Below are 13,375 nucleotides of genomic sequence, written 5' to 3'. Positions count from 1 at the left end.
TCATGAGCCGGTCGTTTTTATGCGACCGGCTTGTTCGATTCGATGTATGGCTTCGATGATTGTGTCTGGTCGCTGTAAGTGAATTTGATGACCAGTTTTTTCTGCGATGATGAGTTCGGATTGATTTGATAATCTTAACTGTTGATAGATGAGTTCGTGCCATGTCTCTTCTAACAAGCGAATTTCTGCCTCAGGAGAACCTCCATTTATTCCTTCCTGAATCATCGCTTCATGGTCTCGGCCGATGACAATTAACGGAATCGATGAAAATGTGCCCATCTTTTTGATGATAGAGGCATCGTCGCGCCAGAATGATTCTTCTTCCAACATCGTTTTGTATAGCGTAGGTGATTGATAAAAGTTTCTGAGACGGTCAATTGCATCTGATGAGAGGTTTTTCTGTTCGTCTGACCACTCAGGCTGATGGATTTTCTTTAGTTCTTCTTTTGAAAGGATTGCATAGGAGTGACACATCGTTCTCCAATCTCCATCTGAATATTGACGATCCATTTCAGGCGTCTCCAACTTATCTAATAAAGTAAGATCATGGGAAGTGGAATCGACTAGTACGACCCCGCTTACTTTATTCGGAAAAACTTTGGCCATATGTTGTGCACACAAACCTCCGTACGAATGACCGACTAATATGATTGGTTGATGTAGCTGAAGGGCATCCAACAATTTAACACATTCCAAAATGTGTGATGCTGTTCGACTCGAACGATTGTTCATCTCACTCTCACCATAACCTGAACGATGATAAAGCAATACTTGATAGGACTCGCTTAATTGTTCAGAAAGAGAAACCCACTCTTCGAATGAACCTCCCATTCCTGTCATCACCACGATGAGGCGTTCCCCGGAACCGAATAATCGATATTCCATGTCATATCCATTGACTTCAATCACTCTATTCATACACTCCACCGTTTAATCAGCTCAAGATCCTCCGGAAATGTATGGTTCAACCGTTCTAATTCATGAATTGAACACCATTTGACTTCATCGATGTCCGAGTCGATGATTGCGGTCGACACTCGCTCCTCACACGTTGCCAAGAAATAATGCGTCTCGACTTGATCATTTGAAAGGATGGCTCGTTTGATATGTAATAGTCGATTCACAGAAATGCGATATCCCGTTTCTTCGAACACTTCACGCAGGCAACACTGTTCAGGAGTTTCCCCTTCTTCTAAACCACCTGATGGCAAACTCCATTGTTGTATGTCGCGGTTTTTCACAAGAAGGATTTTCTTTTCTTCATTGATGCATAAGGCAGCCGAACCAATCCATTTTTTCATCCATTCATACCTCCCTTTTTAACAAGTTGACCAATTAATTGATAATCGAATGAGTGCTCAATCGCGTCAATCACACCGTGCACAATTTCCTCATGCGTCAACCAGCGAAAGTTCTCACCATCCTGCTTCGCACCTAATTGAACTTGTCGGTACGTTTGTTGTTCGTTTATACATAAAGCCCTTTTCTCCTGTTCGGAGTTCGCCTGGTTCCCTAAAATATGTAGAACATCTGCATGTGAGGAATGATTCAAGATGATTTGCATCGCCTTCCCGGAGTCCCGGTGTACCCATGCGATGATTTGTTTGAATGGTCCGTACCGCTTGATCGATTCTTGTAGCCCTTTTGATAAATCCTGTTCGCTACGATAATCAAGTAGTAGTGAATGACACGTTTCAGGGTTTCGTCGAACGACTTTTGCCATTCTTTCCGGGTCTCGCCCGATGACAGTGACAAGATGTTCGCTTGCCAAACAAGATGTGACTTCAGCTAACATTCCGGTACCACCGACAATTAAAACATGTTTCTGGTTCATATCATCACCTCATTTCCATTATACACCAATCAATGAACTCTCTTTCTGTAAAGAAGTGTTTTGAAACATTGGCGTATTTTCAAAAATATCCCGTTATTCAATTAAAGAATCACTTATAATGAATCAAGTGTACGAATCGGTTTGAATCATCACTATTTCGGAAAATGGATAATAGTGTTACTATTACAATTTATTTCTTTTGGGAAGGGGGAGATGAGATGCGACATTGGTCTGCCACGTCACTTCAACTGATTGCGCTCATCGTTGGCTCATTGATCGTCAGTACTCTATTGTCTTCTGTTCTGATGATGAACAATCTACCGGTCTGGTGGATGATTTGTATCCCTGTCCTCTTTCTTTCAACGCTACTCATACACCGAGCCTCTGGAGTCCTGATCGCGTTAGGGTTCGGCGCTTACTTTTTAATCATGATGTCCGGCTATACGTATCCCGTCCTTAAGCAATTCATTATTCTTTTGTTGTTAGCGATGTTGACGAGTCTTGCTTACTTGCTTCAAGTCGGTCTTTTTCGCTCTCAATTTGCGTTGAGCGTCGCAGAAGCGAGAGTCAGTCAATTAATTGCTGTCGATCCTGAGACAGGGTTTGATAATCGTAATCGATTCTTCATGGACCTTGAAGCAGAGCGGGATCGATTGATCCGAAACGGTGGGACGTTCGTCGTCACATTCGTCACATTACCTCTCCTAAATGATTTCGAAAAACGTTATGGACAATCCGAATATGAATGGTTTTTAGATTATTTCAGCGACGAATTACATGAAGCGACACGACGGACCGATAAAAAATATCGGGTCGCCTCAGATACGTTTGCCATCCTCTTTCCTCAAACCACACTCGTAAAGGCACAAATCGTTCATGAACGCATCAAACCACTGTTACAAGGATACTCTCGTCTAGATGGCGAACCACTTACTATTGATTGTTTAGATAAATCATTTGAAGTGACCTTAGAGAATTCATTTATGAGTTTGGATGAGATTCGGATGTACTTGAGTGAAGACGAAAAAAAATGAGTTCAGGAATGAACTCATTTTTTATTCATATGGATGCTCAGTTCATGATTCTCATCGATTTCAATGACATATTGTCGATTGATGGTCAATTGAATAGGACTCGGGATCGACAGCTTTGGTGAAAACAGCCACACATGACCTGGAGGCACCAACAATATGTATGTATCGCTGTTCGGTGCGCCTAAAAAATTGAGGTGATGCTCATCAATCGGTTTGCCGTCTCGGCGGTGAATCTCGATATTCGTAAGTTCCTGTGCGACATGTAGCGGGTCTACTGCAGTCAAGCTCATCTCGCCGATTCCAAGAAAATCATCAGTAGAAAATACCTCTGCATCACTTTCTCGGTTAATCGAGTGTCGAGCAATCAATTCGACGACATTCTCGTCCGCATCGTAAAAATAAAGTGACGAGGCATCAATCCCTTCAAAATAAATCTCATCCTCCCCATCTTCACGTAAAAGTGAGACACGTGATTTGATCCATTCTTTCGCTTCTTTGAATCGATTGGACGGGATATTAATGGCGAAATGATACTGTCGCTCTTGAACGGTCGCTGCCTCTTGAAACACCAGCGTATCTTCACCTAGATTGATTCGAAAACTCGTCGAGTCTTCTTCAATGACTGATAATCCAAGTTTTTCCGTATAAAAACGTTTCATTTCGTCAAGCCGGTTCGTGTAAAGCATCGTTTCTGTGATTCTCATGAAATCTTCCCTCACATTCCTCATCACTATTCTTCATCCCTTTACTTGGTCATTCATTTGTATTTTTTATATGCTGCCGAACTCATATCTATGCCTAACAGCTCGTTACAAATGGCCTGACTCCTTTATTCATCACCTTCAACGAGTCGGAAAATATCATCGACCCTCGACCTCGTGATGCCATTGCGCTGCTCGATGGCAAGAGAATGATTCGTCGGTTCGAGTTCGATCAACGGGCGTAGTCCGACTTCACGCATATGGACATTCGTTTTTAAATTGATGGTGTCCGGATAGATGGGAAGGTCTGTCGATAGCCAGCCGAACATCGGGTCGAGGTCAACACGAGCGGGTTCATCCCATGAATCGATGACTTTGAAAAAGTTATCCGGACTGAGTGATACCCAGACGGTCCAGATGAATGGATTCTCTTCCCCAATGACCGGAATCTCAAGGCATCCGTAAATGAAGAAGTGGGCTTCATCGAGGACACATACATCATCTGTCAATACGACACGTTTTTTCATCTCACGTGTTGTCATTCCATTTAGAACTGTTGGCATCCTTGATCCAAAACCAACTTCACTTTCTGTATTCCTGCCACATTTTGAGCAAGTACAATTTTTGTTGTGTTTTCGTTTGAATGGGTATCTCATACATTCTCTCTTTCTATTATTAAGTTAAAATACGGTATGTGAAATAACAAAATGCTAATAATATTATAATAGGTCAGACAATCATTGTACCTTTTGAAACAGTATCTAACACTCTCGTCCTCGTATCATTTTTCGATAGAAACACTTCTTCACCCTTTTCATCATAACAATACGCGATTGGTATCGATACACCACAATTTCGATACGACCCATCCGCGTGACTCGTTCCGATAATCATCGCTTTACGTTCCATCGCAATCTTTCTCGCTTCTTCGGACCACTCCATGAATTGTTCTTCACTAAACATCCCGACCCCGATTGGATTGAATATGATTGATAGATGCTCATGATTCTTTAATCCCTCTACCCCCATAAAAATCTCCCTGCAAAGTAAGTATCCGTATTCCTCCGCTCCGTCCTTGACACTTGATGGCATGAACAAGCGCACACTTTCAGGTGTTTTCCGTCGCGTTAACAGCGTTTCACCTTTCTTATTTACAATGAGGACCCGATCTTTATTCGTATCATCCCGATAACCTAAAACAATTGCCGTCTTGAATGCACTAGCTAACTGACGGATCATATCTAATTCTGTATATGTACAATATCCCTCCGGATAGAGAATCAAGTCTACTGTCGGGTTCGCCTCAACCTCTAGCTTTAATTGCTTAAGATCTTGCTCCATTTTAGGTTGTCCAATTAATATATTCATCATTACTCCTCCGTCTCATTGCCCACGTCTGCTATTTATATGTAAGTGAGATGGTAGAACGTACCTCACTATGAAGTTCAACATTGATATCCTGTTTTCATAATACTATCAATCATCTGATTCATTCCTATTCAATTGTCACAATCACATTCCCAACTTTTTTCCCTTGATCGACATATCGATGTGCCTCGACAATCTCATCCAGTGGATAAACTGAATCAATAACGGGTTTCAGCTCTCCTGCTTCAAACAATTCGTTCAAGAACCTCAAATCCTCTTTTCGTTCACTCGCTGGCCCCTGTCCCGCAACAGAACGGAATGACCCGTTCTCCGCAACATGTTTTCGAGCCAATCGCCTATCGATTTTTCCAGACGCATCAAACACCACATCATACGTACCCAATTCGCGGTCGTAGCCTTCTTTCGAATAATAGACGACCACATCTGCCCCGAGTCGCTTTACGAGCTCCACATTCCGCTCATGGCAAACTGCTGTGACATGTACGCCGAAATGTTTTGCAATCTGTACGGCAGTGGAGCCGACTGCACCTGAGCCACCATAAATCAAAACATTTGTCGCCCGTTCGATGTTTGCTTTCCGTAAAAAATGTAATGAGGTCGTCCCTCCGAACGGAAGTGCCGCCGCCTCGATAAAGCTGGCATGCTCGGGCATCTGAACCACACATTTCGATTCGTTCACACAAGCAAACTCCCCATATCCACCAAACCTCATCCCGGTGAGCGCATAGACGTTCTCCCCTACTTGAAAGCTCTTTACACCACTACCGACCTCTACCACTACACCTGCCAACACGACTCCAAGAATCGGTTGTCTTGGCGCCTTGAGCCCCATAACTATCCGCATCGGTAGTTGTCCGAGTACAGGAACGTCCAGTGCGCGAAGTCTTCGATCTCCTGAGTGAACGGCCGATGCATGTACTTGAATCAGTAGCTCATTGCTTTTGGGTTTCGGGCGGTCTACGTCTTGAATGACGAACACTTCTGGTCCCCCATACGCCGTACAAATCGCAGCTTTCACGTTGATTCACTCCTTTTCTGATTTGTCACTTCTTTCTGTTATATACGTTCCCGCAATCATGAGGGTTCAGTCGATTTGGCATAGAAAAACCAGATGACATCATAAGATATCATCCGGTTCATTCTTTAATGATACACTCGCATCTACGAGAGAAAACGGATTGTCGAGCGACGCGGCTGCTGCTTCTGATTGTGCGATGTTTATTTCGGTCACCATCGGTTCTTGTCGACGTAGACGGAACGCCCGTTCGAGTCGACTGGTCAATAAATTAAAGATAAAGATCAACGCCGCGAGCGCAATCGCAGGGATCAGGAATAGATGATTTGTCATCCATGTCATCGCTGTGAATTGTCCGAAATAGTATCCAAACATCGAAGACCATTCATAAATCGTCGGCATGACTCCTTCATGCAAAAGAACAGTCCCTCCAAAGAAGATTCCAAACAATGAAAGATGAATGAGCAACATGAGCGTCTGTACGAATTGTTGCATAAATACGATGACAAGCGTCGGAATCAGATGGGGCAAGAGATGAAGTTTCACGCGATGCCAGACGCTGCCACCAAGTGTCTGGGCAACAATCATAAACTCTTGTTGTAACAATTGACGAATCTCCGTGATGAGATATAGCGTGACGGCAGGTAATCCGAGAACGACTAAAACGATTAGCTCAATCTTCACCCGATCCCATAGTGGAGGCACTTGTGTCGAATCCCAAAAAATCATCGTCGAGGCGAGCATCATCAATGCGAGTAAAGATATCGGCAAAATCAAGAATCCATCGAGCAACGTTTTAAAAAAGTGATTCAATCGCGCTCCTCTAAAAGCAAGCGGTATCCCTATCAATAAGCCGATGACCATTCGTCCAAGTGCGACAATCGCACAGATACTAACGGTCCATTTAAATCCTTCCACGAGCATCTGAAATAAATCATATCCAGCATTGTCTGTCCCGAGCCATTGATATTTCGAAGGTTCTAGTGGTGGTATTCCGATGAGTCTCCCTTCATCCGAGTACAGCATAAGCGTTTGATCTACGTTCCCATCACGAAACACGGTATTTCCAACACTCATCAGCAATAGACCCGTGACAATGACAAAGCAGAAGATAAAAATCGGGTCACGCATTAATACGCGTCGCATCAAATCCCTCCTTTCCATGCATTCGGAATAATCCATTCAATCAGTAAATCCAACAGAAAAATCGGGATATAGATGACGAATAAAATGACGAGCAAGATCTCCATCTGTGGGTTGTAGACGGCGAATCGAAACAGTCCCTGGACGTTGAACAAATATTCAACGATGAGAAGTGTCGATAAGATGGTGATGATGTTTGAACGAAAAAAGAGGTAGAAGCGATAGATGATGTTCGGCAACAAATGCTTCCAAAACAGCCCTCTAGGTTGAATCCCTTTCGCTTGGGCAAGCTCAAGGTAAGGGATGGCCTCTTGTTCATGGATATGGATGGTCAGCCATTTGATAAAGAAGAATAACGTTGTCAGTGTCAATGTGACAATCGGTAGAAATCGTATGTATTCTGCGAACCCACCAGCTACTTCGATTCGGTCAAACCCTGTTGCTCTATGTATAGAAATAGCAAGAAACTGTGAGAAGATTAACCAAAATAAATCAGGCACCATCTCGAGCGTCTGACTCGTTTGGTGCAGGACGGTGCGAACCCGCCTGCCGCTCCGATAATAGTAGTAGGCATACAGGAGACCAAGTATGGTCGACACGGCGAGCGCCGTCGTAAAAATGATGACCGACTCTTTGACGAGCGGTCCAAGTGCAGGTAATAAAGGTAAATCTGTTTGAGCGGTGACATTGTAGTATGTAATCTCATCAAGCTTTTGGAGTTGGTCCAGCTGTTGTTGGATGCCGTTCCAGTAACTCGTCAGACTAAAATCTGTTTGAACGACGAGCGTCGGTAGCGCACTGATCGCAATCAAGACAAAGAATGCGATGACAAGATGTGCAGATTTTCGTGCAAAATAGGCCATAGTTCTGTCTCCTTTAGATGAGATATCTCAATCATAAGTGTGGAAAGATTCTCGTTATTCCTTCATTTTGTAAAGGGAATTATATCCAAAGACACTTTCCATTGATTCTAGCATAACTATTATGTGAATAGAAACAATTTTCAGAAATCATGATGGAGAATGATGTATGCTATGATGGATTTATAGAAATATTTAGGGGGTTGAAGCATGTGGATTATTTTTGGATTAGCTGCCATCGGGGCCACGCTATTGAATTTGACTGTCTTTATGATGGAGAAAGATTACAAACTGCCAATGGCGATTGCGCTGTCCTTGACTGCTCTCACGCTATGCGCCGAGTATAGCTTAATCAATATGTGGGTCGAAGCAGAGGACTGGGCTGCCTTAAAGGATGTGGTGCCCGGAATGTCACGCGCATTGTGGTTCTTGACGATTGCGGCGATTTTCTTGAATCTCCTTCCGATATTTTTAGAGAACATTCGTCAAAAAAGATTCTCTTCCGATAAAAAACAATCCGATTGATTATTGGAATACTTCCATCTCAATCGGATTTTTTACTTTTTTGTGAGTAAGTCGAAAACAACAGCTCGCCGTCCTCAGACCTCAACTCATAATCAATTCCGTTTTGAAACTGCTTCGTCATCGTCGCGCGACATGTAAAAACATGCCCCGGACCATATGCAACATCCGGAATTTCCTTGAAGCCGTACGCCCGCTCGCCGAACCATAGCTTCACGTTCGATGAACCCTTCGATGATCGGTCATCGACGACATAACATTCTCCCGTCTCGACAATGTAATTCGTCGTCATACGGTCGTACGTCTCCATACCTGCCATTCCAAGTACAAGAAAAGAACAAAAAAATGCGAGAACGGCTTGACCTAATTTCACACGATTGCGTGTTTTCCGCCAATCTATCCAATAGATGACAAGAGAAGCCAGACACAATAATCCAATGAACCAATAGAATACAATTTCCAACAACCCAATCACCTCAATTTATAATACGAATTTCCTCGAAAAAAGATTCGAAGCTTCTCACAAAAAAACTCGACACACGTCGAGTTAAGTCGTTTCATACTCCAGCTTTCGCTTTTGCCAAGCCACGAGCAGGATGCTGATGATGACGAGTAGGAACCACGAAGACAGTTTTCCTAAATCAACGATGGCCCAACCGTTCAACTGGTCCGGATACGCCCAGCCGTTGTAAAAGGTCACAATATTTTCAGCGAGCCAGATGAAGCAGGCAATCAAGAAGAACGACAGCACGACCGGCATCTTGAATCGCCGATCATCGAGTTTGTACGAGACAACCGAGCGGCCAAACGCCAAGAAAATGAGTGCGATCAATAGCCATCGCAAATCTAGCCAAACATGGTGCCAGAAGAAGTTGAAATAAATCGCAATGCCTAGTCCGAAGGCGATGATCGGGTTAGGCATCTTCGTAAACTGTAAATCGAGACGACGCCACGCTTGAACGACATAACTCCCGACGCTCGCATACATAAAGCCCGCATAGAGCGGGACGCCCCATACTTTTGTGAACGCCTCATCCGGATAGCTCCATGACCCCATCTGTACTTTGAATAGCTCAAGTCCAAGACCGATGACATGGAACCAGCTGATGACTTTCACTTCTTCGATTGTTTCAAGTCCTGTCTTTACGAGGAACACTTGGACGAGCACACACCAGATAAATAAGACATCGTAACGGGGAAACGGCAACTCTACAAATTTCGTGACGGCGAGTGCACCGAAGATGGCGACTGGAAAAATACAACTGAGTGCCTGTTCGTAAGCGAAAATAAAGAGATAGCGGATGGGTTCCATCGATTGATCCTACCTTTCTATATATTCGTATAAGAAAGAAGACTCTCCGTCATAAAAACGTGGGTCAAAGACGCCGAGCCGTTCTTCATTTGCCACGATGACAACGAACGGTGACCATTTAGTCAATGTGAGTGCCTCTTGATTCGCTTCAAACAATGGTTCAAGACTCACTTGTTCGTCAGACGTCAAGTTGTATTGCAAGGTTGCTTCTTGATAAATGGAGTCTTTAAAAAGCGATACGGTTTCGTCAGTCTTCGTGATGACGGTGAACTGCGTCGGGATAAAAGAAGCCGAGAGCGCCACTTCGTCATATTCATCTGCATATGCCTGATACAAGTAAGCTCCTTGCGCACTTTGAATCGCGACATATAGGACGAGGCAAGCCCATGCATACCGATACGTCTTATAGCGCACTTCTTGTTTACGGGCTACGAGCCAGGCGACCAAGAAGATGCCCCAATAGACAAAGTCGACAATCGGGATCACACCGAATGTGATCCTCACGTCCGAGATCGGTTCGAAGTAGCCAGTCCCCCACGCATTGAACAAGTCAGATGTGTTGTGTATGAATACAGACAACAGAGCCCACCAAAAATAACGGATGTCCGTCACTTGAAAGAGAAGACGAACGAGTATGTAGATGAGCAGTGCGAAGAGCGGGACGAGAAAGATGGAGTGGGTGATGCCGCGGTGCCACATCTGATACATTCCTTCCGTGTCCCATAGTCTTGAAATCACATCACTGTCCGGGATTTGACTCCCGACGAGCGTCGTGACGAATAAGGCTCGTTTTTCATGTTGTTGTAAATCACGTTTATCGGCTGCACCATATAGCGTTAGACCGAATAACGTATGTGTAATCGTATCCACGTTCTACCTCCATAGCGAAAGAGACATCTCCCAATCAAGGATGATGTCTCTTCATGTTAGTTCTCTTTATCCATTTTCATGGCGCGTCTTGCGACGATCGTTACGAAAATGACAGCGACAATCGGAATGATCAATGGCATCCAATTCAACATCCGCCTGTCCCCCTTCATTAAGTGTCGCAAGCAGTATAGCACATCTGATTACTCGATGGATGAATGAATGCTTGTATTCTCATAAGTATTTGCCATTTTTTCAATCGTTGCCTTCATATGGTCGCGAAGCGTGAGTGGTTCAACGACTTCTACTTGTGCCCCTAAAGAGAGCAACCAGTAAATGAATCCGTCAGACACGGCCGCATCGAAACGGATGAGGAAGCGTTCTTCATGTTCAGACACAGAGACGTCTTCTCCTAACTTATCGAAGATGACCGGAAGAACGCGCTCATCGACCGACAAGACGATTTGCTCATCCAAGCCGTTGTACATATTGAAGGACTTTTGGTAGTAGTCATCTGGAAGATGGTGTTTCGGACGAATGGTGCCGTCCTCTACAATCTCGGAGTTGACGATTCGGTCGACCCGATAGTTCCGAACCTCTCCGATCGATTCATCGATGCCAATCAAGTAATACTGTTCGTGATTCCAATGCAAGTCGATTGGATTGATGACGTACCGCTCTCCTTCACGACGGAGCGGGAACGTCCGCTTCGTCACGTCGAATCCGATGACATCCGTATATTGGAACGAGATGGCTTTCCGTTCATGAATCGCTCGCTGAATGCGGTCGATATGGTATGGAATCTGTCCGTGTTTTTTCTTCGGTGTCTTAATGATTGATTGTAACGTCTGCGCCTCAGGATTGCTCGTCAGCATTTGAAGCTTTTCAACGATCTCTTCGGTCACGTCTTCTGAGATGAATTTGGCTGCGACGATGGCATCGACCATCATTCGAAGTTCGTGAATCTCGAACAAACGAGCAGAGTGCCAATATTTTTTGGCGAGACCATTCTTCTCCAATTCATCCTGCACTTCAAACCCCGAATTATTCAGTGCTTGGATATCGTCTTTCACCGATTTTTTTGCTAACTTAGAAGTATCTCCAATTGTTGACAAGTATTCGAGCAAATCTTCTAGTGTTTTAGGATTTGCTTCGTCCGTGTAACGTTCGAAGAAACGCCGAACTTCAAGTAACCGCTCTCGGTTATTCACGGTTCTATCCCCTTTCATTTCTATATCTATAATATGTATAAACAGACATTATCATTTTATTTCCACGAAATAAAGGTATTTTCCATTACAAACTGTTTAAGGAGGCGCCATCTGAAGTGAAATATTACGCACACGTCGACGGCTCAAAAATTGAATATATAGACCGTGGTCACGGTCCTGTGATCGTACTGATTCATGGGACCCAGTCATCGAGTTTAGAACCATACCATGTGGACCAGCTCGTTTTGTCCGGTTTTCGGGTCATAGTCCCATCTAGACCCGGATATGGAGAAACACCGTACTCTTTTTCAGCATCTCCTCAACTCTTTGCATCCCGACTCGCTCACTTGATGCAAATGCTAGAAATTGATCAATATCATGTTTATGGCATCTCTGCCGGAGGACCGACCGCAATTGAGCTCGCTTCTCAAAACCAACGTGTACGAAGCTTGACGCTAGCTGCGGCTGTAACGAGTGTCGTCGATTTTCCGTATCGGGACACAGTCAGCAGAAATATTGTCCAACCCGCATTCATCGCACTTCAATACATCATGAAACAATTCATTGCTCGTGCCATTCAAAAACATCCGTTCGAAGCGACGGCACGCATGATTCAATCGACGAGTGTGTTGGCACTTGAGACGATTCGAGAAGAGGTGTCTCCTTATGACATCTTCCTCCTCAAGCGTGTCGCCAATCAAATGGCGTTTGGCCTTGGGGCCCAGTTCGATTTGAAACAGCGTGTATCGAGCGAAGTCTTACTCGGTGTGACGTGTCCGACCTATATCATTCACTCGAAAAATGACAAAGCCGTCCCCTTACGCCATGCTCATTATGCGAAGCGGTTGATTCCCCATGCTCAGCTAACGATCCTGAACAGCCCGGGACACCTCATTTGGGTCGGACGGCAAGCGAGAAAATCAGAGCGACAAATCGAACGGTTCATTCGATTCAACTCGTAAGCATCTCATAAAGAGGTGCTTTTTTTACGTATTTAACTGAATCAGGCGAGAATTCTCCCTCCTCTAAGCGTCTCGTGGCGTAGCCCGGCGTAGGCGGGAGATGAATCGTCCGGTCCAAAACTCTTCTCTCTCTGTGACAGATGTAGCGAACAAAAGTTCGTGATTCCGTCAGATTCTTCTTTCATCTCCGCGGGTATCGGATGAGGAGGACACATCACAATCTTCTGGAGGGAAGAGGGACGGACATGCTGAAAGGCTACAAATACAGGCTCCATCCGACGCCGGCACAGGCCGAGTTCCTCATCAAGACGATCGGTTGCGCCCGGTTCATCTACAACAAGCTGCTCGAGGACCGGATCGCCATCCGCGAGGAGGCGAAGGCGGGGAGCGACACGAAGCGGAAACCGGCGACACCCGCCTCCTACAAGCCCCTGTTCCCGTTCCTCGCCGAGGCGGACAGCCTCGCGCTCGCGAACGCGAAGCTGAACCTCGACAACGCGTTCGCGAAGTTCTTCGCCGGGACGG

The 13,375-nt window shown here is 44.8% G+C and carries 17 protein-coding genes; 4 read left to right on the top strand and 13 right to left on the bottom strand.

Translation table 11 applies throughout. From position 1 onward, the window contains the following. From KNP04_RS00085 to KNP04_RS00075, 3 genes are read right to left on the bottom strand one after another with little or no spacing between them, the layout of a single operon-like run. Positions 1 to 918, bottom strand: a complete 918-nt coding sequence (locus KNP04_RS00085) for an alpha/beta fold hydrolase (RefSeq protein ID WP_214874353.1) — start codon at positions 916 to 918, stop codon at positions 1 to 3. Then, positions 915 to 1,301, bottom strand: coding sequence for an NUDIX hydrolase (locus tag KNP04_RS00080; RefSeq protein ID WP_214745119.1), 387 nt, complete (start codon positions 1,299 to 1,301; stop codon positions 915 to 917). The genes KNP04_RS00085 and KNP04_RS00080 overlap by 4 nt, the downstream gene beginning before the upstream one ends. Continuing rightward, entirely contained in the window at positions 1,298 to 1,834 is a 537-nt protein-coding gene (locus KNP04_RS00075) for a Rossmann-fold NAD(P)-binding domain-containing protein (protein WP_214874352.1), read from the bottom strand. The genes KNP04_RS00080 and KNP04_RS00075 overlap by 4 nt, the downstream gene beginning before the upstream one ends. Positions 1,835 to 2,052: 218 nt before the next feature. Here KNP04_RS00075 and KNP04_RS00070 point away from each other — a divergent pair, with 218 nt between their 5' ends. Then, positions 2,053 to 2,868, top strand: coding sequence for a GGDEF domain-containing protein (locus KNP04_RS00070; protein ID WP_214745123.1), 816 nt, complete (start codon positions 2,053 to 2,055; stop codon positions 2,866 to 2,868). A 14-nt stretch (positions 2,869 to 2,882) separates the two neighbouring features. Here the strand turns inward: KNP04_RS00070 and KNP04_RS00065 are convergent, their stop codons facing one another. From KNP04_RS00065 to KNP04_RS00040, 6 genes are all read right to left on the bottom strand, one after another. After that, the gene (locus KNP04_RS00065) at positions 2,883 to 3,572 is read right to left on the bottom strand and encodes a VOC family protein (protein WP_214874351.1); all 690 of its coding nucleotides are present in this window, start codon (positions 3,570 to 3,572) and stop codon (positions 2,883 to 2,885) included. A 125-nt stretch (positions 3,573 to 3,697) separates the two neighbouring features. Next, positions 3,698 to 4,225 carry a DUF2199 domain-containing protein gene (locus tag KNP04_RS00060; RefSeq protein WP_214874350.1) on the bottom strand — a complete coding sequence of 176 codons (528 nt, stop codon included), beginning with the start codon at positions 4,223 to 4,225 and terminating at the stop codon, positions 3,698 to 3,700. A gap of 73 nt (positions 4,226 to 4,298) precedes the next feature. Next, a complete protein-coding gene (locus KNP04_RS00055) occupies positions 4,299 to 4,937 on the bottom strand; it encodes a hypothetical protein (RefSeq protein WP_214874349.1) in 639 nt (212 codons plus the stop codon). Positions 4,938 to 5,064: 127 nt separating this feature from the next. Beyond that, complete coding sequence (locus KNP04_RS00050; RefSeq protein WP_214874348.1) at positions 5,065 to 5,976, bottom strand: NAD(P)-dependent alcohol dehydrogenase; 912 nt, start codon at positions 5,974 to 5,976, stop codon at positions 5,065 to 5,067. Between the two features lie 99 nt (positions 5,977 to 6,075). Then, positions 6,076 to 7,119, bottom strand: a complete 1,044-nt coding sequence (locus KNP04_RS00045; protein WP_214874347.1) for an ABC transporter permease — start codon at positions 7,117 to 7,119, stop codon at positions 6,076 to 6,078. After that, entirely contained in the window at positions 7,119 to 7,979 is an 861-nt protein-coding gene (locus KNP04_RS00040; protein ID WP_214874346.1) for an ABC transporter permease subunit, read from the bottom strand. Before KNP04_RS00040 ends, KNP04_RS00045 begins: the two co-directional genes overlap by 1 nt. Positions 7,980 to 8,186: 207 nt before the next feature. Here KNP04_RS00040 and KNP04_RS00035 point away from each other — a divergent pair, with 207 nt between their 5' ends. Continuing rightward, the gene (locus tag KNP04_RS00035; RefSeq protein ID WP_214874345.1) at positions 8,187 to 8,501 is read left to right on the top strand and encodes a hypothetical protein; all 315 of its coding nucleotides are present in this window, start codon (positions 8,187 to 8,189) and stop codon (positions 8,499 to 8,501) included. Between the two features lie 19 nt (positions 8,502 to 8,520). Here the strand turns inward: KNP04_RS00035 and KNP04_RS00030 are convergent, their stop codons facing one another. From KNP04_RS00030 to KNP04_RS00015, 4 genes are all read right to left on the bottom strand, one after another. Next, positions 8,521 to 8,961 (bottom strand): hypothetical protein, encoded by a 441-nt coding sequence (locus KNP04_RS00030; RefSeq protein WP_214874344.1) that lies wholly within the window; start codon positions 8,959 to 8,961, stop codon positions 8,521 to 8,523. 84 nt (positions 8,962 to 9,045) lie between these two features. Further along, entirely contained in the window at positions 9,046 to 9,810 is a 765-nt protein-coding gene (locus tag KNP04_RS00025; protein WP_214874343.1) for a DUF817 domain-containing protein, read from the bottom strand. Between the two features lie 9 nt (positions 9,811 to 9,819). Next, positions 9,820 to 10,680, bottom strand: a complete 861-nt coding sequence (locus tag KNP04_RS00020; RefSeq protein WP_214874342.1) for a metal-dependent hydrolase — start codon at positions 10,678 to 10,680, stop codon at positions 9,820 to 9,822. 200 nt (positions 10,681 to 10,880) lie between these two features. After that, complete coding sequence (locus KNP04_RS00015) at positions 10,881 to 11,888, bottom strand: helix-turn-helix transcriptional regulator (protein ID WP_214874341.1); 1,008 nt, start codon at positions 11,886 to 11,888, stop codon at positions 10,881 to 10,883. 116 nt (positions 11,889 to 12,004) lie between these two features. On the opposite strand from KNP04_RS00015, the gene KNP04_RS00010 reads away from it, so the two are divergent. Then, complete coding sequence (locus tag KNP04_RS00010; protein WP_214874340.1) at positions 12,005 to 12,850, top strand: alpha/beta fold hydrolase; 846 nt, start codon at positions 12,005 to 12,007, stop codon at positions 12,848 to 12,850. A 245-nt stretch (positions 12,851 to 13,095) separates the two neighbouring features. Continuing rightward, positions 13,096 to 13,375: helix-turn-helix domain-containing protein (locus KNP04_RS00005; RefSeq protein WP_214874339.1), on the top strand; the 280-nt coding region annotated here is incomplete at its 3' end.

The sequence above is a fragment of the Exiguobacterium sp. CH10 genome (assembly GCF_018617635.1).
GTDB classification, from domain to species: Bacteria; Bacillota; Bacilli; order Exiguobacteriales; family Exiguobacteriaceae; genus Exiguobacterium; species Exiguobacterium aestuarii_A.
The sequence above is the reverse complement of the archived record's forward strand: the minus strand, read 5'-3'. Positions and strand labels throughout refer to the sequence as shown.

Bases quoted from the DNA above. Each gene is read 5' to 3' on its own strand.
- KNP04_RS00085 (WP_214874353.1), bottom strand. From the start codon at position 918: ATGAATAGAGTGATTGAAGTCAATGGATATGACATGGAATATCGATTA.
- KNP04_RS00080 (WP_214745119.1), bottom strand. From the start codon at position 1,301: ATGAAAAAATGGATTGGTTCGGCTGCCTTATGCATCAATGAAGAAAAG.
- KNP04_RS00075 (WP_214874352.1), bottom strand. From the start codon at position 1,834: ATGAACCAGAAACATGTTTTAATTGTCGGTGGTACCGGAATGTTAGCT.
- KNP04_RS00070 (WP_214745123.1), top strand. From the start codon at position 2,053: ATGCGACATTGGTCTGCCACGTCACTTCAACTGATTGCGCTCATCGTT.
- KNP04_RS00065 (WP_214874351.1), bottom strand. From the start codon at position 3,572: ATGAGAATCACAGAAACGATGCTTTACACGAACCGGCTTGACGAAATG.
- KNP04_RS00060 (WP_214874350.1), bottom strand. From the start codon at position 4,225: ATGAGATACCCATTCAAACGAAAACACAACAAAAATTGTACTTGCTCA.
- KNP04_RS00055 (WP_214874349.1), bottom strand. From the start codon at position 4,937: ATGAATATATTAATTGGACAACCTAAAATGGAGCAAGATCTTAAGCAA.
- KNP04_RS00045 (WP_214874347.1), bottom strand. From the start codon at position 7,119: ATGCGACGCGTATTAATGCGTGACCCGATTTTTATCTTCTGCTTTGTC.
- KNP04_RS00040 (WP_214874346.1), bottom strand. From the start codon at position 7,979: ATGGCCTATTTTGCACGAAAATCTGCACATCTTGTCATCGCATTCTTT.
- KNP04_RS00035 (WP_214874345.1), top strand. From the start codon at position 8,187: ATGTGGATTATTTTTGGATTAGCTGCCATCGGGGCCACGCTATTGAAT.
- KNP04_RS00025 (WP_214874343.1), bottom strand. From the start codon at position 9,810: ATGGAACCCATCCGCTATCTCTTTATTTTCGCTTACGAACAGGCACTC.